The 24271-nt window shown below is 72.1% G+C and carries 15 protein-coding genes and 1 pseudogene; 6 read left to right on the top strand and 10 right to left on the bottom strand.

Features of this window, described 5'->3' with window-relative positions; translation table 11 throughout:
- Positions 1–4: 4 nt before the first annotated feature.
- Together ACQPZO_RS19900 and ACQPZO_RS19895 are read right to left on the bottom strand one after the other, a co-directional pair.
- Positions 5–6346, bottom strand: a complete 6342-nt coding sequence (locus ACQPZO_RS19900) for a type I polyketide synthase (protein WP_433343016.1) — start codon at positions 6344–6346, stop codon at positions 5–7.
- Positions 6347–6360: 14 nt separating this feature from the next.
- Positions 6361–7596 (bottom strand): cytochrome P450, encoded by a 1236-nt coding sequence (locus tag ACQPZO_RS19895; protein WP_433343015.1) that lies wholly within the window; start codon positions 7594–7596, stop codon positions 6361–6363.
- Positions 7597–7998: 402 nt separating this feature from the next.
- Here ACQPZO_RS19895 and ACQPZO_RS19890 point away from each other — a divergent pair, with 402 nt between their 5' ends.
- Positions 7999–9588, top strand: coding sequence for an ANL family adenylate-forming protein (locus ACQPZO_RS19890; RefSeq protein WP_433343013.1), 1590 nt, complete (start codon positions 7999–8001; stop codon positions 9586–9588).
- Positions 9589–9667: 79 nt separating this feature from the next.
- Entirely contained in the window at positions 9668–9826 is a 159-nt protein-coding gene (locus ACQPZO_RS19885; RefSeq protein ID WP_433343011.1) for a hypothetical protein, read from the top strand.
- Positions 9827–9994: 168 nt separating this feature from the next.
- On the opposite strand, the gene ACQPZO_RS19880 is transcribed toward ACQPZO_RS19885, so the two are convergent.
- The gene (locus ACQPZO_RS19880; protein WP_433343009.1) at positions 9995–10828 is read right to left on the bottom strand and encodes an SGNH/GDSL hydrolase family protein; all 834 of its coding nucleotides are present in this window, start codon (positions 10826–10828) and stop codon (positions 9995–9997) included.
- Positions 10829–10917: 89 nt separating this feature from the next.
- Between ACQPZO_RS19880 and ACQPZO_RS19875 the strand changes: the two genes are divergently transcribed.
- Complete coding sequence (locus ACQPZO_RS19875; RefSeq protein ID WP_433343007.1) at positions 10918–11049, top strand: hypothetical protein; 132 nt, start codon at positions 10918–10920, stop codon at positions 11047–11049.
- 24 nt (positions 11050–11073) lie between these two features.
- Here ACQPZO_RS19875 and ACQPZO_RS19870 read toward each other — a convergent pair whose 3' ends face one another.
- Positions 11074–11592: a hypothetical protein gene (locus tag ACQPZO_RS19870; protein WP_433343006.1), complete on the bottom strand. Its 519-nt coding sequence runs from the start codon at positions 11590–11592 to the stop codon at positions 11074–11076.
- Positions 11593–11722: 130 nt separating this feature from the next.
- Positions 11723–12089, bottom strand: a pseudogene (locus ACQPZO_RS19865) (transposase); the annotation flags it as partial.
- Positions 12090–12356: 267 nt separating this feature from the next.
- Between ACQPZO_RS19865 and ACQPZO_RS19860 the strand changes: the two are divergent.
- Both ACQPZO_RS19860 and ACQPZO_RS19855 read left to right on the top strand, forming a co-directional pair.
- Complete coding sequence (locus ACQPZO_RS19860; protein ID WP_433343005.1) at positions 12357–13409, top strand: 3-dehydroquinate synthase family protein; 1053 nt, start codon at positions 12357–12359, stop codon at positions 13407–13409.
- Positions 13406–14629, top strand: a complete 1224-nt coding sequence (locus ACQPZO_RS19855; protein ID WP_433343003.1) for a 3-deoxy-7-phosphoheptulonate synthase — start codon at positions 13406–13408, stop codon at positions 14627–14629. The genes ACQPZO_RS19860 and ACQPZO_RS19855 overlap by 4 nt, the downstream gene beginning before the upstream one ends.
- Positions 14630–14640: 11 nt before the next feature.
- On the opposite strand, the gene ACQPZO_RS19850 is transcribed toward ACQPZO_RS19855, so the two are convergent.
- The 5 genes from ACQPZO_RS19850 to ACQPZO_RS19830 form a co-directional block, all read right to left on the bottom strand.
- Positions 14641–15876 (bottom strand): helix-turn-helix domain-containing protein, encoded by a 1236-nt coding sequence (locus ACQPZO_RS19850; RefSeq protein ID WP_433343001.1) that lies wholly within the window; start codon positions 15874–15876, stop codon positions 14641–14643.
- 384 nt (positions 15877–16260) lie between these two features.
- A complete protein-coding gene (locus ACQPZO_RS19845; RefSeq protein WP_433343000.1) occupies positions 16261–16623 on the bottom strand; it encodes a thioesterase domain-containing protein in 363 nt (120 codons plus the stop codon).
- Complete coding sequence (fabG, locus tag ACQPZO_RS19840; RefSeq protein ID WP_433342998.1) at positions 16598–17347, bottom strand: 3-oxoacyl-ACP reductase FabG; 750 nt, start codon at positions 17345–17347, stop codon at positions 16598–16600. Before fabG ends, ACQPZO_RS19845 begins: the two co-directional genes overlap by 26 nt.
- Positions 17344–18573, bottom strand: coding sequence for a cytochrome P450 (locus ACQPZO_RS19835; protein WP_433342996.1), 1230 nt, complete (start codon positions 18571–18573; stop codon positions 17344–17346). Before ACQPZO_RS19835 ends, fabG begins: the two co-directional genes overlap by 4 nt.
- The gene (locus ACQPZO_RS19830) at positions 18570–22505 is read right to left on the bottom strand and encodes an amino acid adenylation domain-containing protein (RefSeq protein WP_433342994.1); all 3936 of its coding nucleotides are present in this window, start codon (positions 22503–22505) and stop codon (positions 18570–18572) included. The genes ACQPZO_RS19835 and ACQPZO_RS19830 overlap by 4 nt, the downstream gene beginning before the upstream one ends.
- 230 nt (positions 22506–22735) lie before the next feature.
- On the opposite strand from ACQPZO_RS19830, the gene ACQPZO_RS19825 reads away from it, so the two are divergent.
- Positions 22736–24235, top strand: coding sequence for a bifunctional 3-(3-hydroxy-phenyl)propionate/3-hydroxycinnamic acid hydroxylase (locus tag ACQPZO_RS19825; protein WP_433342992.1), 1500 nt, complete (start codon positions 22736–22738; stop codon positions 24233–24235).
- Positions 24236–24271 lie beyond the last annotated feature (36 nt).

Below are 24271 nucleotides of genomic sequence, written 5' to 3'. Positions count from 1 at the left end.
CCTCTCAGCCGAATTCACGGTCCACGAAGTCGAACAGTTCCTCCACAGTGGTCGCCGAGCGCAGCGCCGCCCGGTCGTCGCCGGGCGTCAGCACGTCCAGCAGCGCCCGCAGCCGGGTACGCACCTTGCCGCGCGACTCGTCGTCCAGTCCGGCAGCGCCGGCCTCCAGGGCCGCCAGCCCGTCCAGTACCGAGGGGGCGGGCGCCGGTTCGGCGGGCGCTGCGGCGGTCCGCGTGAGCTCGGCGTCGAGGTGCTCGATCAGGGCGAGCGGCGTCGGCTGGTCGAAGGCGAGGGTGGCGGGCAGCTGCAGCCCGGTCGCGCCGCCGATCCGGTTGCGCAGCTCCACCGAGGTGAGCGAGTCGAAGCCCAGGTCGTGGAAGGGCAGTTCGACGGCGACCTCGTCGGCCGAGGCATAGCCGAGCACTGCGGCCACGTGAGTGCGGACGAGTTCGCGCAGCCGCCCGCCCCGCCGCGCCGGGGCGAGTGCCCCCAGGGCCTCGGGCGACACCGCCGACGCGGACCGGGGCCGGACCGCGCGGCGCCGAGCGGAACGCCCGGCGAGTTCGCGCAGCATCGCCGGGACGTCGTGCTCGTCGAGCCCGGCGATCGTCGTCAGGTCGAGGCGCATCGGGGCGAGCATCACCCGGTCGCTGGTCCGCGCCGCGTCCCACAGGTCCAGGCCCTGCTCGGTGGTCAGGCCGAGCATGCCGCCGCGGCCCAGCCGGGCCCAGTCGGCGGCGTCGAGCCGGCCCGCCATGCCCGCACCCGAGGGGTCGTCGCCGCCGAGCGCCCACGGCCCCCAGGCCAGCGACGTCGCGGGCAGCCCCGCGGCGCGTCGCTCGGTCATGAGCGCGTCCAGGAACGAGTTGGCTGCGGCGTACGCGCCCTGCCCGGCCGCGCCGAGCACCCCGGCCGCGGAGGAGAAGCACACGAACTCGGCCGGCGGCGCGTCGCGGGTCAGCTCGTGCAGGTGCCAGGCGCCGTCGACCTTGGGGCGCAGCACCCGCTCCAACTGCTCGCCGGTGATCGAGCCGAGCACCCCGTCGGCCAGCACGCCCGCGGCGTGCACGACGGCGCCCAGCGGGTGCTCCGGCACGACGGAGTCCAGCACGCGCCGGACGTCCTCGCGGCAGCCGATGTCGCCGGCGACCACCGACACCGTGGCCCCGGCCGCGGTCAGCTCGGCGACCAGCGCGTCGGTTCCGGGCGCGTCCGAGCCGCGCCGGCTGAACAGCAGTAGCCGCCGGGCCCCACCGCGGGCCAGGTGCCGGGCCAGGTCGTGGCCCAGCCGGCCGGAGGCGCCCGTGATCAGTACCGTGTCCTCGGGCCGGGCCGTCCGCGGCACGGTGAGCACGACCTTGCCGACGTGCCGGGCCTGGCTGACGAAGCGCAGCGCCTCCGGCGCCCGCCGGATGTCCCAGTCGCGTCGCGGCGGCAGGTGCAGCACACCCCGCTCGAAGAGGGCGAACAGTTCGGCGCTCAGGTCGGCGATCCGGTCCGGACCGGCGGACTCGACCAGGTCGAACGCCTGGTACGCGATGCCACGGCCGGCGAGTTCCGCGCGGTCGCGCGGGTCGGCCTTGCCGATCTCCACGAACCGTCCGCCGGGGGCGAGCAGCCGCAGCGAGGCGTCCAGGAACTCGCCGGTGAGCGAGTTCAGTACGACGTCCACGCCGCGTCCCCCGGTGATCGCGCGGAAGCGCTGCTCGAAGTCGGTGGTGCGGCTGGAGGCGAGGTGGTCGTCGTCTAGTCCGAGGTCGCGCAGCACCGCCCACTTGCCGGCGCTGGCCGTGGCGAACACCTCGGCGCCCAGGTGACGGGCGAGCTGGATCGCCGCGATGCCCACGCCCCCGGCCCCGGAGTGGACGAGGACGGTCTCGCCGGCCCGCAGGCGGGCCAGGTCGGCGAGACCGTGGTACGCGGTGAGCCAGGCGATCGGCAGGGCCGCGGCGTCCTCAAAGGACCAGCCCGGCGGCATCGGCGCGACCAGGCGTTCATCGGTGACCGCGACCGCCCCGAACGCGGCGCCGAACACGCCCGTCACCCGGTCGCCGGGGCGTACCCGGGTCACCTCGGGGCCCACCTCCCGCACCATGCCCGCGGCCTCGGCGCCCGGCATCGCGGACCCGGGGTACATGCCCAGGGCGATCAGCACGTCGCGGAAGTTCACGCCGGCGGCCCGCACCTCGACGCGTACGTCGCGGTCGCCGAGCGGCTCCAGGGCCTCGGGGAACGGCACGAGCGCGAGGTCGTCGAGGGTGCCCGCGCCGGACGCCGCGAGCCGCCAGGCCGGCCCTTCGGGCACGCTCAACAGGCCGTCGGCGTCGGCCGGTCGCAGCACGGGCACGAGTACCCGGCCGTCGCGCACCGCGACCTGCGGGGCGCCCGTGGTCAGCGCCAGGGCTACCGCGGTGTCCTCCGGAGTGTGCTCGTCGACGTCGACCAGCACGATCCGGCCGGGGTGCTCGGCCTGCGCGGCGCGCGCCAGGCCGAGCGCGGGCGCCGCGATCAGGCCGGCCGTCTCGCCGGGCCCGGCGGCGACCGCGCCGCGGGTCAGCACCGCCAGCCGCGTGCCGGCGTGGCGCGCGTCGGCGAGCCACCCGGCCAGGTCGCCGGTCACCCGCTCGACGGTGGCGCGGACCAGGGCGGGAACGTCGTCGCCCTCCTCGGCCACCACGCGATACACCTCGGCCTGCGCATCGACGGACCCGGTGGCCTCGACCCAGTCGAGGCCGAGCAGGGCCCGGTCGCCGCGGCGGCCGGACGGCGCCGACAGGCGGGCCGGGATCGGCCGCCAGACCAGGTTCTCCACGGTCGCCACCGGCAGGCCGACGTCGTCGGCGAGGGTCAGCTTCACCTGCCCGTCGGTGCCGCGCACCCGGACCCGGAGCTTGGCCAGGCCGGGCCGGTGCAGGGTGAACCCCGACCAGGTGAACGGCATGACGCCCGTGCCGGTGTCGACCGGCCGCAGGTACGGGCCGAGCCCCACGGTCTGCAGCGCCGCGTCCAGCAGCGCCGGGTGGATGCGGTAGTGGCCGGCCTCGCGCTCGTGCTCGGCGGGCAGGGCGACCTCGCCGTACACCTCGGTGCCGCCGCCAGGCAGCTCGCGCAGCCAGACCCGACCCATCCCGCGGAACGCGCCGGTGTAGTCCCAGCCGCCGGCCAGGTCGGGCCGCTCGTAGATGCCGCCGCCGATCGTCGGCACCAGGCCGGTCGGCGGCCACGAGGTCAGCTCCGGCTCGCCGGGGGAGCCGCCGGGCGCGAGCAGGCCTGCGGCGTGCTGCTGCCAGGGGCCGTCATCGCCGGGGCGGGAGAACACGCGTACGGTTCGGGTGCCCGTGTCGTCGGGGGCGCCGACCTGGATCTGGATCCGGACGCCGCCGTTTTCGGGCGGCAGCAGCGGCGCCTGCAGGGTCAGCTCGCGCAGCACCTCGCACCCGGTCAGCTCGCCGGCGTGCAGGGCCATCTCGACGAACGCGGTCGCGGGCAGGATCAGGGTGTCGTGCACGCGGTGCCCCGCCAGCCACGGGTGCTCAGCCAGCGAGAGCCGCCCGGTCAGGACGCGGCCGTCGCCGTCGGCGAGGTCGACCACCGCACCCAGGAACGGGTGCGCGGAGCGCCCGAGCCCGGCGGCGGCGACATCGGCGGCGCCGGCCGGCGCGGACAGCCAGTAGTGCTCGTGCTGGAACGGGTAGGTGGGCAGGGCCACGGCGCGAGGAGCGGCCGGGGCGAACACCGCGTGCCAGTCCACGGTGGCCCCGTGCGCCCACGCCGTCGCCAGCGCGCGCAGCACCGACTCGTCGTCGTCGTGGCCCTTGCGCAGCGTGGGCACGGCGACCGCCTGCTCGACCAGCGGGCTGAGCACCGCGTCGGGGCCGAGTTCGAGCAGGACGTCGACGCCCTTGGCGAGCACGGCGTCGAGCCCGTCGCGGAAGCGGACCGTGCGGCGTACCTGTTGGGCCCAGTACGCGGGTGAGGTGAGCTGCCCGGCGGTGGCGAGGCGGCCGGTCACGTTGGAGACGATCGGGATCCGGGGCTCGTGCGCGGTCAGGCCCGCCACGACGGCCTCGAACTCGGCGAGCATCGGCTCCATCAGGGGGGAGTGGAAGGCGTGGCTGACCCGCAGCCGCCGGGTGCGCCGTCCCTCGCCGGCCCAGAGGCTCTCCAGGCGTTCGATCTCGGCGAGCTCGCCGGACACCACGACGGCGTCGGCCGCGTTGACGGCCGCGATCGCGACCCGGTCGCCGCGCCCTTCCAGTGCGGGCAGGACGTCGTGCTCGGGCGCGCGTACGGAGAGCATGGCGCCGCCCTCGGGCAGCGCGGCCATCAGCCGTCCCCGTGCGGCGACCAGCCGGCAGGCGTCGGCGAGCGACCACACCCCGGCGACGTGGGCCGCCGCGATCTCCCCGATCGAGTGCCCGAGCAGGACACGCGGTCGCAGGCCCCAGCCCTCGTAGATTCGGAACAGCGCGACCCCGACCGCGAACAGGGCGGCCTGGGCGTGATCCGTACGGTCGAGCAGGCCGCCGTCGGGTGCCGTGAGAATCTCGCGCAGCGGGGTTTCCAGATGTTTGTCGAGCTCGGTGCAGATCTCATCGAAGACCGGGTTCTCCTTGGCCAGCGCAAGGGCCATGCCCGGGCGCTGCGAGCCCTGGCCGGTGAAGAGCATCCCGACGCGCCCGGCCGTGGCGACACCGGTCACGACCTCGGGGCCCGGTGCACCGCCGGCGAGGCCGTGCAGCCCGTTCAGCAGGCTGTCGCGGTCGCGGCCGAGCAGGACCGCCCGGTGCCGGAACGCCGACCTGGTGGTGGCCAGCGAGAATCCGAGGTCGGCCGGGCCGGTGCGCCCGGCGACGTCGAGCAGCCCGGCGGCCTGCGCGGGCAGTGCCCGCTCGGTCTTGGCGGAGACCGGCAAGGCGAGCACGGGCAGCGTGCCGGCCTCCACCTCGTGCTCGTCCTCGTCCTCGGGCGCCTCCTCGAGGATCAGGTGGGCGTTGGTGCCGCTGATCCCGAACGAGGACACCGCGGCGCGGCGCGGCCCGTGCCCACGCTCCCACTCCACCGGCTCGGTGAGCAGCGTGACCGCACCCCGCCAGTCGACCTTCGCGGTGGGCTCGTCCACGTGCAGCGTCCGAGGCAGGCGCCGGTGCCGCATCGCCATGATCATTTTGAGGACGCCGGCCACGCCGGCGGCGGCCTGGCTGTGCCCGATGTTCGACTTCACCGAGCCGAGGCGCAGGGGGCGCTGCGGCGCCCGGTCGCGGCCGTACGTGGCCACCAGCGCCTCGCCCTCGATCGGGTCGCCCAGCGCCGTGCCCGTGCCGTGCGCCTCCACCGCGTCCACGTCGCGCGGCGACAATCCGGCGTCGGCCAGCGCCGCGCCGATCACCCGCCGCTGCGCCTCGCCGTTGGGCGCCGACAGGCCGTTGCTGCGGCCGTCCTGGTTGACCGCCGAGCCGCGCAGCGTTGCCAGCACCCGGTGCCCGTTGCGGCGCGCGTCGGAGAGGCGTTCCAGCAGCACGACCCCGGCGCCTTCGGCCCAGATCGTGCCGTCCGCGCCGGCCGCGAACGACCGGCAGCGGGCGGTCCGCGAGATGACGCCCTGACCGCAGAACTCCACGAAGCTGCGCGAGGTGCTCAGGATCGTCACCCCGGCCGCCACCGCCAGGGAGCACTCCCGGACGCGCAGCGCCAGCGCCGCCTGGTGGATCGCGACCAGCGACGACGAGCACGCCGTGTCCACGGTGACCGAGGGGCCGGTGAAGTCGAAGAAGTACGACACCCGGCCCGACACCACGCTGGCGATGTTGCCGATGATGCCGTGGGGCGAGTACGGCGACGCCTTCCACAGGGTGTCGTAGTCGTGCCCGGTCACTCCGCAGAAGACGCCGGTGTCGCTGTCGCGTAGCGTCTCGGGGTCGATGCCGGCGGACTCCAGGGCCTCCCAGACGACCTCCAGCAGGACGCGCTGCTGCGGGTCCATCACCAGCGCCTCGCGCGGCGAGATGCCGAAGAAGCCCGCATCGAACGCTCCGGCGTCGATGAAGCCGCCCTCGCGCACGTACGAGCGCCCCTCCTGCCCGGCCTGAGGGTCCGGGTCGTACAGCGCCTCGACGTCCCAGTGGCGGTCGCCGGGGAACTCGCCGATCGCGTCGCGGCCCGCGTCGACCAGGTCCCACAGGTCCTGCGCCGAGCGCACCCCGCCGGGGAACCGGCAGCCGGTGCCGACCACCACGACCGGGTCGTCGGCGCGCTCCTCGCTCCGGCGCAGCTTCTCCTTCGTGGCGAGCAGGTCGGCGGTGACCTTCTTGAGGTACTGCCGCATCTTGTCGTCGGCGACGCGCACGTCGATTCCTTCGCTCAGGGCCGCAGGGTGACGGGCAGGGTCCGCAGGCCGCGCACCACGACGTGCTGGCGGTAGTCGAGCGCGCCCTCGTCGGCCTCGAACCCGGACGGTCGGGTCGCGAACGCGGACAGCGCGGTCTCCGCCTCCTGCTTGGCCAGCGCGGCGCCGATGCAGTAGTGCGGCCCGGCGCCGAAGGAGAGCTGGGTGCTCTTCGGCTTGCGGTCGGCCTTGAACCGGTCGGCCCCGGGGAACGCGGCCTCGTCCCGGTTGCCCGCGGCCAGCAGCAGCACCACGACCGTGCCCGGCTCGACCCGCAGCTCGCCGACCGTGGTGGGCCGCAGCACGACCCGGGCGGTGAGCTGCACCGGGGCGTCGTACCGCAGCACCTCGGTGACCAGCAGCGGCGCGATCTCGTGCCGTTCGCGCACCAGGGCCAGCTGGTCACGGTTGCGGTGCAGCGCCAGCACCCCGCTGGAGATCACGTTGGTCACCGACTCGTGGGCGGCGGCGAACAGGTTGAGCAGCACGTTGGTGATCTCGGGGCGGGTCAGCGACTCGCCGCCGTCGCGGACCTCGATCAGGCTGGAGATCAGGTCTTCGCCCGGCTGCCGGCGTCGCTTGTGGATCAGGTCGGCGAAGTACGCGTGGATCTCGAACGAGGTCTTCGCGAAGCCGCCGACCTCCTCCTCGCTGAACAGCTCCGGGCTGCGGAACGCGGCGGACAGCGTCGGCACCTCGGTGGCCAGGGCCAGCTCGTCCGACCAGTCCTTGAGCATGGCCACGTCGCCGTCGGGGATCGCCATCAGCTCGCAGATCACGCCCAGCGACACGCGGGTCGCGTACTCGACGACGTCGAACGAGCCGCGATCCGCCAGGTCGGCGTAGACGCGGTCGACGGTGCCGCGGATCATCGGCTCGTACCGGCCGGTGATCCGCGGGGTGAACGACTTGGAGATCAGGTTGCGCTGGCGGCCGTGCTCGGGCGGGTCCATGAAGAACAGCGACTCGAGCACCATCAGCGAGCTCGACCGAGGCAGCACCTCGGCGATGCTCGGGTAGCCGAGGGTGTCGTTGCCCATCGCCGGGTTGCGCAGCACCGCCATGCAGGTGGCGTGGTCGCCGACGACGACCAGGTCACCGGCGCGCAGCGGGCTGGCCGCCCGCAGCTCGGCGAGGATCGGGTACGGGTCGCGGCGCACGGAGTGGTCGAGGAGCGCGAACAGCGGATTGGTTTCCAGCGGACCGGGCACGGTGCGGTCTCCTGACGACGACAGTGACGGAGTCGATCCGCTGCGGCCGATACTAGGATCGGGCAACGGATTCGCGCCCCTACCAGGATGAATGGTTTCCGCCCCGGCCCCGACGGACCGACGTCTCCGACGCACAATCGGTGGCCGCCCTCGCCTCGGCGACACAGGCCGAGGGTGACGGTCGATGTATCTGGCGAGCTCTCGGTGATCCGCCGCTGTCCAATGAGGAAAGCGCGCCTACCACATTTTCTGACGGCCGGGTGCCGTCAATGTGAGGGATGGGGACCATGCTGCCCCGCAGGTTAACCTGCGGTTCGCGGTCGGCGCTGGTCATCGCGTTCCCCCGGAGAAGGAAGGCGAAACCGGGTTATGAGTACGACGCACGGGCATTATGTTCAGCGGTTGCTGACCCAATTCGACGCCGATCCGGATCGGGCCGCGATAGTCAGTGGCGGTGTCATCCTCACCGCGGGGGAGATCGCCGACGCCACTCGCCGGGCCGCGGCGGCGATGGGCCGCCAGGGCATCACCCGCGGGGACGTCGTGTGCATTTTCACCGAGCCCAACACCGCCGCCACCTTGATTCTGCGCTGGGCGGCCAACCTGCGGGGGGCGACCGCCGCGCACGTGCGCGGTATGAGCGCGGTCATCCCCGACGACGAACTGCGGCTGGAGTCGCAGCGCGCCGTCGTCGCGGACCTGGGCGCACGGATGCTGGCGGTCGACGCTTCTCACGAGGGGCGGGCGCGCGACCTGCTCGCGACCGGGGCCGAGCGTCCGGTCCTGGCGGTTCTCGGGGCCGGGGGTCCGGACACCGTGGACCTGACCGCCGGATCCGGCGACGGCGCCGAGCCCTGCGCGGACATCACCGACGACGACCTCGCGGTGATCACCCAGACCAGTGGGTCGAGCGGCCTGCCGAAGGGCGTCTGCTGGACCTTCGGGGTCAAGAACGACATGGTCGCGTCCGCACCGTGGCTGCCACCCATTGCCGGCGCGAGCGCGGCCGGCCGCCCCGGCCGGACGAATGTCCTGATCACCGCGCCGCTCACCCATTCCAGCGGGTTCGCCGCGGACGACACGCTCGTCTCCGGTGGAATGGTGGTGCTGCACAACGGCTTCGAGGCGGGGGCCGTGCTGCGCGCGGTCGCCCATCACCGGATCAGCCGGCTCATGCTCGGCACTCCGCAGGTGAACGCGCTCGTCGAGCATCCGGACCGGGCGGGCACCGACCTGTCCACCTTGACCGAGCTGTTCTACATGGGCAGCCCCGGGGCACCGCTCCGGCTGCGCGAGGCCCGGGAGATCTTCGGTCCGGTGCTGATCCAAGGCTACGGCACAAGCGAGGCCGGCGACGCGATCACCGTGCTCTCCCCGGACGACCACAAGGACCTGCGCACCTGCGGCACCGTCGGCCGGCCGGTGAACCCCGAAGCGCTGAGCATCCGGCACCCGGAGACCGGCGCGACCCTGCCCGTGGGCGAGATCGGCGAGGTCTGTGCGAAGCCGCGCTGGCCGTCGGCCGGTTACTGGCACGAGCCCGAACTGACCGAGGCGCTCGTGCGGGACGGCTGGATCCGCACCGGCGACCTCGGGCACCTTGACGCCGACGGCTACCTGCACCTGAGCGGCCGGCTCTCGGACATGATGAAGGTCAAGGGCATCCGGATCCATCCCGAGGCCGTCGAAAGGGTGCTGAACCAGGCGCCCGGCGTGTCCCAGGCCGTGGTGTGCGGCGTGGAGGACCCCGACCGTGTGGAGCGGATCTATGCCGCCGTCGTGCCGAAGCCCGGCGCCACCGTGGACCCTGAGGAGCTGCGCCGCCATGTCGCCGAGGCACTGTCCGACAGCTACGTCCCCAGCTTGATCGAAATTCGCCGGGAACTGCCGGTGATCGGCCCGGGCAAACCTGATCGGGTCCAGCTGCGGGCCGATGCCCGAGCGGCATTGACCCGGTCCGGCTCCCGGGTCCAGCACTCCAGCCGTACCTGATGAAGTCGGAGTCTTCGCTGGTAGTGGGCTGTTTTGACGCGGTATTGGTGGCGGCCCCCTTTTTGGCCTTGGCGGAGACGTGCCGGCCGACGAGGTGGAGCACTGGGACGTGCCGTACGACCTGGGCGCGACCGCTACGCAGCGGGCCGAGATCCGTGCCCACATCGACGCCGGCCAGCCGGTTCCGACCGGGTACGGAAATCCGCTCTATCCGTACGGTACCGGCCTGATCTGGTAGTACCCGCTCACGAGCGAGACGGCTCCACCGGGTCGACCCGGTGGAGCCGTCTCATCCGGCGCCTACGGACAAACATTCACGCCCGCAGCAGTGCTGTAGCCCGACCGTTGACGAGGCAGCCCCGGTAGAGCGGCAGGACGGAGGAGCAGTTCAGGTTGTCTACGCGGGCTATACCTTGGCGCTAGCTTTCTTGGCGGTGGTGGACTGGCCGACTGCCTGGGTGAACACCGGTAGGTAGCCGTTGGCCTGCCCGGTCACCATCGGGTGGTACGAGTTCGACAGGTTCAGGATGTCGACCGAGTGGATCCACTTGTTGCCGCTGCAGATCTGGTGGCCTACGAAGATGCTGCGTACGTCGGCGAAGGTGAACCCGGCGCGGGCCGCGGCGGCGGCGGTCAGGCTGTCGGCCAGGTTGATGCCCTCGTTGACCTTCGCGCGGGCCGCCTCACCGATCCCGACGCAGGCCGTGCCGAGTTGGTAGAAGACCGGGTAGCTCAGCACCACGACCTTGGCGTTCGGGGCCTTGTTGCGGATCGCGGTGTAGGTGCGGTCGAGCAGGCCGGGGAGGTTGGCCCGGGCCTGTGCCTGGGCCGCGTCCACCGCGGCGATACAGGCACTGGAGCCCTTGAGGGCACAGGTGGACATGATGTTGCCGAACCCGGCGTCGTTGCCGCCGATGGTGATGCTGACCAGGGTGGTCTGCGAGCTGAGCGCGGCGACCTGCGAATTGATCACGTCGGTCGTCTTCGCGCCCCCGCAGGCCACCGACTTGTAGGAGGCCGGCGCGTTGGCCGCCGCCCAGAGGGCGGAGAACGCCTTGGTGCTGCGCTTGCAGTTGCCGCTCTCCGAGGTGTAGCTGCCGGCGCCGACCCCCGAGGCGTACGAGTCGCCGAGCGCCACGTAGTGGTGGCCGGCGGCCTGCGCCGGGTTGGCCAGCCCAAGTACCGCGAGCGTCGCGGAGAGCACACCTGCGAGCAGGGTCAGCATCCGGGTTCTGTTCATGTACCCCTCCATCGGTCAAAGGTTACGAAACGACCAATAGCAATTCGTCGATGCCTGAGGATACATGCCGCTTGGCTCATTGCAACGGCGTGCGACTACAAATCCAGCCGTCGCCGCGCTGTCCACGGCGCGCAGCGCCCCTGGACCTGCTGGAGAACACCTTCTACAAGCCCAACCGCGTCCTCGACCACGACCAGTTCTACGTCCGCGTCAACACGTGACCAGGCGAACCCGGGACGGGGTCGTCAGCGGCCCCGTCCCACCGGCCACAACTGCAGCCGGTAACGCTCGCCCTCTGTAGCGGGCAAGGCCCGAACGGCAGCCATCGCCGAAACGAAATCCTCGGCATGCTCTTCAATCAGCTCGGCTACCCGCTGCTGATGATAGGCGGTGACGCGCACGCCGTAGCGCCCGGCACCACCGGGCAACACCAGCCCAACCCGCACCGCAGGGTCATGTGACTCGTCAATACACCACTGCCCGTCGCCGAGTTCGACCTCGCCCTCGACCGCATACTCGAACGCCGGCTCATCCCCCAACAGCATCGGCCGCCGGTTCCAGACCTCGACGGCGACACGTACGCTGGCCGCGTCTGTCACCGTCCGCACTGCCACCGCGGAAACCGCGAACCCCACGTCCTCGGCATCGGCCTGCCGGCCCGCAGCGCTCATCTCGTCGAGATAGCCCTCGGTACGGGAATGCAGCCAAAAGACCGCGAACGACGGCGAGACAAGCATCTCCACAGCAGACAGACGCACGGCCACACCTCAATTCTGCCAGGGATTCAACGTGCCACCGTCGCGCGGCCTCCACAGACGTAGCGTGTACGCCCGAAGTTGGCTACCCATTACGGCGGACGGGACCGAGCATCGGCCGTGCGGGAATCGTGGGCGGCGGTGCGCGGACCAGGCGTTCGGGTTCACTGATCCGGGCGTGCCGTTTGACGGGTGTTCAGGCCGAGGTTGAGCCGGCGGGCGCATTCCAACAGGCCGACGCCCTTGTCGAGCAGGTCGTGGACCTGCTGCCACCGCTGCCGGGTGGTCACCGTCCGTTTGCCTTCCTGCGGCGGCGGGCCGGCGGTGGCCCAACATGAACTGTGCGCGGTGACCTCCTTGCGCACGGCCTCGGCGAGGTTGTGCCACAGATGCCAGCGGTCCGCGGCCTGCAACGCCTCGGGCAGCGCACGGCGGACCGCTTCGGCGTAGGCACCGGAGGAGTCCCGGCACACCACCTCGACACCGGGATGCTCACGCAGCCACGCGGCCCTCTCGCCCGGCCGGGTGCCGCCGTCCCGCGGCACCCGGCCGGGCGCCTGGGTCAGCCGGCGGCGGGCAGTTTTCCCGGCGCTTCGGGTACGTCGTCGGCCTCGGCGGCCAGCGTCGCGGTCACCTTCGCACCCGGCACGATCGTCGTCCGGACCGGCCGGGACTACTCACGTTGGCGATAGCTGCCCGGAGCGACGCGGGCGAAACTGGTCAGGCGGTTGGTGGGGGCGGAACCCGTTCACGCAGCGGCCGGAGGGGACAACATGACCGCGGTTTCTCTGCGTTTGAGAGACCATTCGTACGACGTACTCATCGGCCCGGGCGTGCGGACGGCGCTCGCCGGCGTCATCCGGCGGCTGGGCGCCGAGCGAGCCGTCGTCGTGTCGGCCCGCCCCCGGGAGTGGGTGCCCGACACCGGGGTGCAGAGCCTGGTGCTGCCCGCGCACGACGGCGAGCACGACAAGACCCTCGGTACGGTGGAGGCACTGTGCGGTGAGTTCGCCCGCTTCGGGCTGACCAGGTCGGACGTGATTGTCTCGTGCGGCGGCGGTACCACCACCGACGTGGTCGGGCTGGCGGCCGCGCTGTACCACCGGGGCGTACCCGTGATCCATCTGCCCACGTCCCTGCTCGCCCAGGTGGACGCCAGCGTCGGCGGGAAGACGGCGGTGAACCTGCCCGCCGGCAAGAACCTGGTCGGCGCGTACTGGCAGCCCAGCGCGGTGCTCTGCGACACCGACTACCTGACCACCCTGCCGCGGCGGGAGATGCTGAGCGGCCTCGGCGAGATCGCCCGCTGCCACTTCATCGGCGCGCCGGACCTGCGCGGGCTCACCCTGGCCGAACAGATCACCGCCAGCGTGACGCTCAAGGCCCGCATCGTGGAGACGGACGAGCGGGACACCGGAGTGCGGCACCTGCTCAACTACGGCCACACGCTGGGCCATGCGGTGGAGCGAGCCACCGGCTACGCCGTACGCCACGGCGAGGCGGTGGCCATCGGAACGGTCTTCGCGGGACAGCTCGCCGGGGCTCTCGGCCGCATCGGGCAGGCCCGGGTGGCCGAGCATCACGACGTCGTCCGGCACTACGGGCTCCCCGCCGCGCTGCCGGCCGAGGCCGATACCGCCGCCCTCCTCCGGTTGATGCGACACGACAAGAAGGCGCTCCGGGGATTCACCTTTGTCCTGGACGGACCGGAGGGCGCGGCACTGGTGAGCGACGTCCCGCCGGACGTGGTCGCGAGCGTGTTGGATCGGATGCCGCGAACGCCCGTGGCCGACCTGGTCGCTTCGCCCGACGGGGCTCGTCGATGACGCACTTTCCGCCGTTGGACGGCCCTCTCTCCGGGCGGCTGGAAGCGGCGTTGCGCAAGCCTGCGGCGCAGCAACCGGTGTGGCCTGATCCGCGTCGGGCACGAGACGCGGTGGCCGCGCTGAGCAGGGCCGAACCGATCGTGGCGCCGGACGAGACCGCCCGGTTGGCCCGTCAGCTCGCCGCGGTCGCCCGGGGCGAGGCGTTCCTGCTGCAGGGAGGCGACTGCGCGGAGACCTTCGCCGACAGCACCGACGCCCACCAGAGCGCCAATCTCCGAACGCTGGCCCACATGGCCGCGGTGCTCGTCCACCGTGCCGGACTGCCCGTCGTCAAGATCGCTCGAATGGCCGGGCAGTATGCCAAGCCCCGCTCCCAGGCCGTCGATGCCCGGGGTCTGCCCGTCTACCGCGGCGACATGGTCAACTCTGTCGAATCCACGCCCGCGGCCCGGACGCCCGATCCTGACCGGATGCTGCGAGCCCACGCCGGCGCCGCTGGCACCATGGGGCTTGTCCGCGAATTCCGTCGAGGCGGCCCCGCCGGCAGCGAGATCTACGTCAGCCACGAGGCGCTTCTGCTCGACTACGAACGGTCGCAGCTGTGGGTGGACACCAGCGGGCCGGAGCCTCGCCTGTCCAGTGGACTGGGGCACTTCCTGTGGATCGGCGAGCGCACCCGCCAGCTCGACGGCGCCCATCTCGCCTTCGCGGAGCTGTTGTCCAACCCCATCGGCATCAAGATCGGTCCGGCGACGACCCCGGAGCAGGCGGTCGAATATGTGCGCCGGCTCGACCCGCACGGCGAGCCCGGGCGGGTCACGTTGGTCAGCCGCATGGGGCACTCCCGGGTCCGTGACGTTCTGCCGCCGATCGTGGAGAAGGTCACCGCCTCCGGCTGCCAGGTGATTTGGCAGTGCGACCCCATGCACGGCAACACCTACATGTCGACGAACGGCTACAAGACCCGCCATCTTTGTCAGATCGTCGACGAGATCGCCGGCTTCTTCGAGGTGCACAGGCGGCTGGGCACCCACCCCGGCGGCATCCACGTGGAGGTGACGGGCGACGACGTCACCGAGTGTCTCGGTGGTACGCCGGCCGTCGCGGAGAAGGATCTGCCTGCCCGGTACGAGACGGCTTGTGATCCCCGCCTGAACGCGCAGCAGGCGGTGGGGCTCGCCTCCTTGGTCGCGGAGATGGTCGGGGCGTCCCGGACGTAGCGGACGCGAACTCAACTCGGGCAGCTGGGCGACCCGGAATCGCCGGGCATCCCGTCCGCGAGTTCGTTCCACATGACCGCCAGCTCCAGCCGGGACTTGACGCCGATCTTCTGGAATATCTTCCGGAGGTGGAACGCCACGGTGTGCCGGGAGAGGAACATCTGTGCCGCTGCCTGCCCGTTGGTGAGGCCGACGGAGACCAGCCGGGCCACGGCGTATTCGGTGTCGGTCAGACCGGGAATACCGCTGGACGGCCAGAATTTCGCCTGCGACTCCGGGTTGGATTTGATACTTCGCAGCTTGCTCCGGACGCGGGAGGAATCCCGCAGCGACCCCATCTCGGCGAACGATCGCATGGCCAGATCGAGGTTCTTCACCGCCTCCGGGTTCTCCTCGTCGTCCTCGGCCAGGACCAGGCCGATGTCCTCGATCGCCAGCGCGCGCGCCCACGGATCGGTGTGGGCCTCGGCGGCCAGCCGGATCTCCTCGACATCCCGGGCCAGGAGGCCCGCCGCGTGTGCCGCGGCCGCGCGTAGTTCGGGAATGTCGGGATTCTCGGTGGCGACCCGCTCGGACAACTGCACGCCGCAGCCGGCCCGGTCGGTCTGCCCTTGGCCGATCAGGAGCCGGACCAGCCACGGGATCGCGGCGGGCTCGTCGGCGAGCAGGGAACAGACTGCCGCTTCCGACTCGACCACCTTGCCGGCGAGCGAGGCGGCCTGCTCCGGGCCCTTCTCCGCTTCGGCGATCTGAATGACGATCCACATGGCCTGACCGCTGGGCACGAATTCGCGGCCGAAAACCGCGTCCTCCTTCAGCTGATTCGCATGATGAATACTCTTCAACAACTCGCCGCAACGCAATGCTGTTGTGGCCAGGATGGCGTTTCCGAGTGGCGTCCAGGTCGTCTGATGAGCCTCGTTCGCCAGCTGCATTCCGAGTTTCGACTGGCTGGCCGCACCCGCGATATCGCCGTTCGCAAGTTTAATCTTTGCTTCGACAAGTGTGGCGATGGCGGCAGATTTTCGGTGCTCGGTCAACGCGGGGCTGGCGCGTACTTCATCGATGATCTGCTGTGCCGCGCCGGTCCGCCGGATCAGGGTGTAGAGCAGCGCCTGTTGCAGACGCGCGTGCAGGGCACAGGGCTCGCCGCACCGATCGCAGCTGGCCAGGGTGGCGGCCTCGGTGTAGGAGAGGCCCAGGCCGAGATCGCCGGAGCGCCAGCTCGCCCGGGCCTGCGCGAGCATCTGAACGGTTAGGCAATTTTCGGAGGAAATGCCGTGGGAATCGTTCCGTCCAGACTTTGCTCGACGTGACCTGATCAAAGCCAATCCCCCAAATTGATCATGCCGATCCGGGCGGGTCGTCTATTAGTCGCAACCCACAGCCAGGCGGCCTTGCCTACTGCGGTGCGCTCCGACGTTACCATCGAAATGGATGAATAGAACACTGTTTTTTCACTGCTGGCGGCCAAATTCCCGGGGTGTTGTGGGGCGCGGTCGGCCGCACGATCGCAAAGGTGCTGGTCAGCGCATCGACGGCGCGTAGGTGCGGGCGGCGATCAGATCGCGGGCCATGCCCGGTTAGGCCGGTTCATCTGAGTATCACTCACGTTGACAGTTCGATGCCCGTCAAATGTGCTGGGGTGCATCGTCCGCCGTGACGGCCGGCAACCGCTGACGAATGACCTCCACGACCTGCTCGTTCCGGCCGGCCAGGTAGAAGTGACCGCCGGGCCGCACCACCACGTCGGTCGGCCCGGTCGTGTGCCCGGCCCAGGCGTGCGCCTCGTCCAGGCTCACGAGCGCATCTCGATTGCCGGTGAGCACGGTGACCGGGCAGTCCAGGACGTTGCCCAGGTGCACCTCGATCCACGGCGCGGGACAGGCGGCGAGCGCGTCATGCAGGCTCCACCCGGCCGGTTCCCGGGCCACTACCCGGTTTGACAGTGTCGAGTGGAGGCGCTGGTCAGCAGACCGGTCCACCGGCGACATGGATGATCTGGCCGGACACGAATGACGCGTGGTCGCTCGCCAGGAAGGCCACCACGTCGGCGATGTCCCTCGGCTGACCGACCCGGCGCAGCGGAATCGTCGCCGCGGCCTGCGCCTGGTGCTCCTCGACCGTACGGCCGGCCTGCGCCGCCAGTGCCGCGGTCATCTCGGTGGCCACGTAGCCGGGCGCCACGGCGTTGACGGTGACGTTAAGCGGGCCGAGTTCCAGGGCCAGCGTCTTGGTCAGGCCCTCGATCCCGGCCTTCGCCGCCGAGTAGTTGGCCTGGCCGACGTTGCCGACCGCGGCGATGCTCGACAGGTTCACCACGCGGCCCCAGCCGAGCTTGGCCATGTGCTCGGCGACCGCGTGCGTCATCAGGAACGTGCCCCGCAGGTTCACGTTGATGACCAGGTCCCAGTCGGTCGGCGAGAGATAGAAGAGCAGGTTGTCCCGGGTGACACCGGCGTTGTTGACCAGGATGCCGGGCGGCCCGAACCGGTCGACGACCTCGTCGACCGCCGTGCGGACCGAGTCGGCGTCGCTCACGTCGACCCCGATGGCCGTGGCGCGGCCGCCCGCCCGGTCGAGGCCGGCGGCGGCGGCCGCCGCCGCCACCGGATCGATGTCGAGGACGGCGACGTCGACGCCGTCCTCGATCAGCCGGCCGGCCACCGCGGCACCGATGCCCCGGGCCGATCCGGTGACGATGGCGACGCGGTTCACGCCGGCTCGGGCGTCAGCGTGACCGGCAGCGAGCTCATGCCGTGCAGGATGCTGGAGTAGATCCACCGCTCCGGCCCGTTCTGTTCCGCGGACGACACGAGGGTGCGCAGCGAGTCGAGCACCTCCTCCACCTCGATACGCGCCAGCGTGTGCCCCAGGCAGATGTGCGAGCCGAAGGCGAAGGTGAGGTGCTTGTTCGGCGTGCGGCCGAGGTCGAGGCGGTCCGGATCGGCGAAGACCTCGGGATCCCGGTTGGCCGAGGAGATCCAGACGCTGACGATGTCGCCCTTCTTGACCGGCTGCCCGTTGACCACGGTATCGCCGGAGGCCTTGCGCCCGCCGTGCAACGAGGGAACGGTCCAGCGCAGCACCTCGTTGGCGGCGGTGTCGAGGCCGACGGTGCCCTCCTTGAGAGCGCGCCACTGGTCCGGCCACTCGATCAGTGCCTGGAGGCCGCCGGAGATGGCATGACGTCCGGTCTCGTCCCCGCCGATGATCAGCCCGTAGCAGTTGGACATCAGGTCGGCGTCGCTGAGCGGGCGACCGCCGACGTGGCAGTTGGCCAGCAGGCTGACCACGTCGTCGGAGTCACTGCCGCGCCGGGTCTGCGCCAGGTCGGCGAAGTAGAGCAGAATCTCGCTCTTGGCCTGCCAGCTCTCCTGCGGCGGGGCGTCCGCGTAGTCGGAGCTCCACGCGTGCGAGGTGAGCCCGAGCAGATAGCGGCGGTCCGCCTCGGGCACGTCCATCAGACCGCAGATGGCGCCCAGCGGAACGTTCGCGGACACGTCGTGGACGAAGTCGCACTCGCCCTTGTCGATCGCCGCCCGGACCAGGTCGTCGATCGTCCGCCGGATCGCCTCGCGGATGCTCTTGAGCCGGCGGGGGGAGAACGCCGCGTTCAGCACGTTGCGCAACTGGGTGTGCTTGTCGCCGTCGGTCACCGCGAGCATCGAGCCGGACGCGGAGTCGCCACCGGTGAGCAGGGTCGCCAGCGCGTTGCCGCCCTCGGTGGTGAAGTGTTCCTTGTCGCGGTAAACCGTCATCGCGTCCGAGTAGCGGGTGAAGACCCAGAAGCCGGGACGGTCACCCTTGGGCGGGTGCCAGTAGTGGGGCCGCTCCTCGCGGAGCGCGCGCCACACCTCGGAAAGTTCGTTCTCGGCGTGCAGCACCGGGTCGGCGAGGTCGAGCGAATCGAGGAGCTCGGGGCTGACTTCTGGGCGGGTCATCGGCGGCCTTCCACGTGAGGAGTCGGGGCGGGCGGGGACGGCAGCGAGGTCGCCACCGAGGCGAGGGCACCGATCGTGGGGTTCCCCATGATCTCCGCAGGGGAGATGGCCAGCCCCGCCTCGCGAGCGCGCCGGATCAGCGAGATGGCCAGCATGCTGTCGCCGCCGAGCGCGAAGAAGTCGCTGTCGACACCGACCTCGGCGGCCTCCAGCAGCTCCTGGAAGATGGCGACCAGCGCGCGCTCCGCGGGGGTACGTGGGGCCTCCCGCGCAGGACTGTCCTGTTCGGCCACTTCGGGGAGCGCGGTCAGGTCGAGTTTGCCGTTCGGCGTCACCGGAAGGGCCTCGACGACGACGTACCCGGTCGGCACCATGTGCTCCGGCAACCGGCGTGCGGCGTGCTCGCGGAGGTGCTCGCGGGCGGGCGCCTCCCCGTCGGCGGCCACGACCCAGGCGACCAGCCGGGTGCGACCGGTGCCGTCCTCGCGTACGCCGACCACCGCGCGGGCGACCTCGGGAAGTTCCTCGAGCACCGCCGCCACCTCGCGCGGCTCGATCCGGAAGCCCCGCAGTTTGATCTGGTCGTCGGCCCGGCCGTGGAAGTCCAGGTTGCCGTCGTCGCGCCAGGAGGCGACGTCGCCGGTGCGGTACATCCGGGCGCCGGGCGGGCCGAACGGGTCCGTCACGAAGCGTTCGGCCGTCAACGCGGGCCGGTTGAGGTAACCCCGGGCGACACCCGGTCCCGCCACGTAGAGCTCCCCGCGGAATCCGGGTGGCACCGGCTGCAGCCCGGGACCGAGCACGTAGACGCGGGCACCGGCGATGGGCCGTCCGATCGGGGGACGGCCACCTCCCGTGAGCGGCCCGCTCTGAGTGGCGCAGACGGTGACTTCGGTGGGCCCGTAGGCGTTGACCATCCGGCGGTTCGCGGACCACCGCGCGGCCAGCTCGGCCGGGCACTCCTCGCCGGCGCTGATCAGGCCGCGGAGCCCGGGCACGGCCGCGGGGTCCATGCTGGACAGCGCCACCGGCGGGAGGATGGCGTGGGTGATCCGCCGCTCGACCAGGACCGCCGTCAGCGGCTCTCCGGCGAGGGGGCCCGGCGGCGGCACGACCACCGTCGCCCCCGCGGTGAACGCGCCCATCAGCTCGGCGACGAACGCGTCGAAGCTCGGTGACGCGAACTGCAGCACCCGGGCGGTGCTGTCCAGTCCCAGGCCCTCGCGCTTGGTCGCGGCCAGGTTCGCCAGCCCGGTGTGGGTGACCACGACGCCCTTCGGCCGGCCGGTCGTGCCGGAGGTGTAGATGACGTACGCCGGATCGGCCAGTCCCGGGGTGACCCGCGGAGATTCGTCCGTCCGTTCGCCGATCCCCGGGTCGTCGACGAGGACGCGCGGCCAGGGACGGTTCAGCGGGAGGTCGGACGACGCCGTCGTGCAGACCGCGATCGGGTCACAGTCCTCCAGCATGGCGGCGATCCGCTCTCGCGGATATCCCGGATCGACGGGGACGAAGGCGGCGCCGGTCCGGACGGTCGCCAGGAGCGCGGTGATCAGGTCCAGGGATCGTGGCAGCACGAGGGCCACCATCCGGCCCGGTGCCGCACCCACCTCGGCGAGGGCCGCTGCGAGCCGTCCGGCACGGCGGTCGAGTTCGGCGTACGAGGTCACGACGCCGTCCTCGTCCACCGCCGGCTGCCCGGCGTGCTCGTCGACGGCGTGCTGCCACAGCCGGCCCAGCGTCGCGGCGGGCTGCGGCTCCCGGAACGCGTTCCACTCGCGGAGCACCTGGCGGCGGGTGGCCGGGTCGAGGAGGTCCAGCCCGGCGACCGGTTGGCCGGGCGCCTCGCGGAACGCGCGGAGCAGGCGCACGACCATGTCGAGGAGACGCCCCGCGGGTTCCGCGCCGATGCGCCGCGGGTCGGTGACCAGGGTCAGGACGAGTTCGCCCGCGTCACGGTCCACCCTGAGTTCGGCCGTGGGCGGCCGGACCGGATCGGGCGGCGGGTCCCCGGCACGGGTGAAGCTGACCGCGGTGTCGAACAACGCGTCCGCTGCGGCGTCGAGCACGGCCCGCCCCCGCGGTCCCAGTCGGGCGTGCCCGGCCGAGGCGGCCACGGCGTCCCCGACCCGGTCCAGGACGGCGCCGATCTCCTCGTCCGGCGCGACGTCCACCAGGAGCGGCCGGAGCCCGGCCCCGAAGACCACCGGAGAGCCGGCGCCCAGCAGGTGCAGCAGCACCGCCCAGACCCCGAGCAGCGTGTTCTCCGCGGACGGGAACTCCGGGACCCGCCGCACGAGCGCCGGTACCCCGGCTGCCTCGTCGCCCGGCCGGGCGAGCCGGTCCCGCAGCAGGGAATCGCCGTCCACACCGTCCAGCGACGACTGCCAGAACCGCGCACCCAGCGCCTGCTCCCGCAGCAGGTTCCGATCCGGCTTCGCCGATCCCAGCAGGGGCAGCTCGGGTCTGACCTCGATGTCCACCGGAGCGTGGCGGTCGCCGAGCGCGTCCGCCACGTACGCCCGCAGGTCGGCCGGTCGTGGCGTGCAGCCGGACGTCGGCGTCAGCACCGCGTGGACCAGCGCCAGGCGGTCCTCGTCCTCGATTCCGAACACAGCCGCCTGGGCCACGTCCGCGTGCTCGAGGAGCGCGCGCTCCACCGCCTCCGGGTAGATCCGGACGCCGTGGCCCTTCAGGACGCCGTCGAGCCGGCCGTCGAGGGTCAGGTACCCCGACTCGTCGAGCCGTCCGACATCGCCGGTGTGCACCCACCCGTCGCGGACCGTCCGCGCGGTCTGCTCCGGGTCGTTCCAGTAGTGGCTCATCGCCCAGCCCCCGGACGAGCAGATCTCGCCGGCGACGCCCGGCGGGAGGACCCGGTCGTGGTCCTGCGGATCGCGGATGGTGATCCGGACGTTCGCCGGGGGCCGTCCGACGGTGCGGCGCAGGTCGGGGTCCAGGTGGTCCTCCGGGGTGAGCAGGGTGACCATGCCGGTCTCGCTCGTGCCGTAGACCTGGAACAGCACCGGGTCGAGCGACTTGGCGGCGGCCGCCAGCCGCTCCGGCGCGGCCGGGCTCCCGGTGTAGAACACCTCGCGCAGGCTCGAAAGGTCGTAGCCGTCGAACGCGCGGTGCTCGGTGAGGGCGTAGACCTGGGGAGAGGCGAGGACGAGCCGGGTGACGCGGTGCCGTTCGACGGCCCGGAGCACCGCTTCGGCCTCGAACCCGTGGTGCAGCACCACGCTGCCCCCGGCGATGATCGCGTCATCGGCGGAGAAACCGCTGGAGTGGGTCAGCGACCCGGTGATCAGGCAGACCGCCGGCCGGGCCCCGGCGGCGGCAGCGGCCATGTCGTTCTTGACGGCGAACGGCCAGCTGATGCCCTTCGGCCGTCCCGACGAGCCGCTGGTGAACGTCACCACGGCGATCTCCGGCGGCTCGGCCGTCGAGTCGTCGAACGGCGTCTCCGGGGGCCGGGTCATGTCCAGCACGTCCGGTCCGGACGGACCCGGGGCGGCGAGGGCGAACGGAGATCCGGCCGCGGCCCGCAGCCCGCGCGCCCGGTCGAGGTTGTCCTGGTCCACCGCGAGCACCGCCGGCCGGAGGTCGGCGAGGATCTCGGCCTGGACGCGAGGACCCATTTCGTCCCGAGGGTCCGCGGCGTTGACCCCGCGGATGTGGACCGCCGTCGCGCCGACGAGGTTCACCCCGTAGCGGTAGACCAGCGTGGCCGGCGTGTTGGGGCTGGTCAGCACGGCGACCGAGGCGCCGGGGCCGACACCGGCCGAGCGCATCCACGCGGCTGTCGTGCGGATCGCCCTGGCGAGGCGCTCGGCCGAGAACGGCTCGTCTCCGAGCGTGACGGGAACGGCGGCAGGATCGGCGTCGAGCCGGCCGAGGATCTGGCGGACGTAGTGCTCATGCCCCCGCAACGGTGATCTCCAATGCAGCTCGACGATCGCGGCCGACGGATCGGCCGCGAGGCTGGGCGCCGGCGCAGGCCAGGCCGTCGTGACGGTTTGCAGGGCAACGCTAGGTGCCGTGCCGGCCGTCGTGGATCCCTCGCGTTGACGGTGGTTGCCGGTGCCGGGTGCTGTTCCCCGCCGGCACTGTCAGGGCAAGCGATGGGGCACGCCGACTCGCCTGCGTATGGTCGCGAGACATGGCTTCCCTGACCCCGCGCGCCGACGTCCTCGTGGTCGGCTGCGGTCCGAGCGGTGCCGTGCTCGCGAGCCTGCTGGCCCGCCGGGGCCGGCGGGTGACCGTGCTCGAGCGGCATCGGGAGGTCTTCGGGCTGCCCCGGGCCACCAGCTTCGACGGCGAGACCGCCCGTCTGCTGGCGGCGGCGGGTGTCGGCGCCGGCCTGCCCGGGATATCGGTGCCCGCGACCGGCTACCAGTGGCGCGGCACGGACGGGCAGGTCCTCCTGGACATCGCCTTCAGCGAGGCCGGCCGGTACGGGTGGCCGGACGCCAACACGATGCACCAGCCCGCGCTGGAGCAGCTGCTCGGCGCCTCGCTGGCGGCCGAACCCGGGGTCGAGGTCCGGCGTGGCCTGTCCGTCGTCGGCATCAGCCAGACCGACGACGGCGTCACCGCGATCGCCGAGGACGAAACCGGGGCCACCCACACCTTCCGGGCCGGCTGGCTGGTCGGCTGCGACGGGGCCAACAGTGTCGTCCGCGAACTGGCCGCCGTGCCGATGACCGACCTGGGGTTCTCCTTCGAGTGGCTGCTGTGTGACGTCGCGCTGCACGAGCCCCGCGAGTTCGAGCCGACGAACCTGCAGCTGTGCGACCCGGCCCGGCCCACGACGCTGGTGGGCAGCGGGCGCGACCGGAGGCGCTGGGAGTTCATGTGCCTGCCGGGGGAGTCCGCCGCCGAGCTGGACAGCGTCGAGACGGCGTGGCGGCTTCTGGCACCGCACGGCGTCACGCCGCGCACGGCGACGCTGTCGCGCAGCGGGGTCTACCGGTCCCACGCCCGGTGGGCCCAGCAGTGGCGGCAGGGCCGGGTACTCCTCGCCGGGGACGCGGCCCACCTGATGCCTCCGTTCGCCGGCCAGGGCATGTGCTCGGGCATCCGCGACGTCAGCAACCTGGCGTGGAAGCTGGACCTGGTGCTCGGCGGCCGGGCCGACGAGCGGCTGCTCGATTCGTACACGCTCGAGCGGCGCAGCCACACCAAGGAGGCCGTCCTCGCCTCGGTCAAGCTCGGCCGGGTCATCTGCGTGACCGATCCGGCCGCCGCGGCCGACCGCGACGCGGCCATCCGGGCCAACGGCGGTGGCCGCCGGACGTCACCACCCGAGGCGACACCGCTGGTCACCGGACTGATCCAGCCCGGGGGCGGTGACGTGATCGGCACCGGCCGGTTCGACGACCTGATCGCGGCGGGCTTCCTGCTGATCACCACCGAGGAGCCGGACGCCGTCAGCGAGACCCAGCGCGCCCTGCTGTCCGGGCTCGGCGCCGCCGTCGTCCACATCGGGCCCGGCGAACAGGCCGACGGCGGGTACCTGGACTACCTGCGGGACCGGGGCGCGGCGTCCGTTCTGGTCCGGCCGGACTACCACGTCTACGGAACCGCTGCCGCGGGCGCGATGGCCGCGTTGGTGGACGGTCTGCTCGACCGGCTGGGGCCGCATCGCCCGTCAGTCTGAAGGATCCCGGCCGCCCGGCCGCGCCCCTAGCGTTGA

This window comes from Micromonospora sp. CA-111912 (assembly GCF_050948415.1).
GTDB lineage: Bacteria > Actinomycetota > Actinomycetes > Mycobacteriales > Micromonosporaceae > Micromonospora.
Note: the sequence above shows the minus strand (reverse complement) of the source record. Positions and strands in the feature narration are given on the sequence as shown.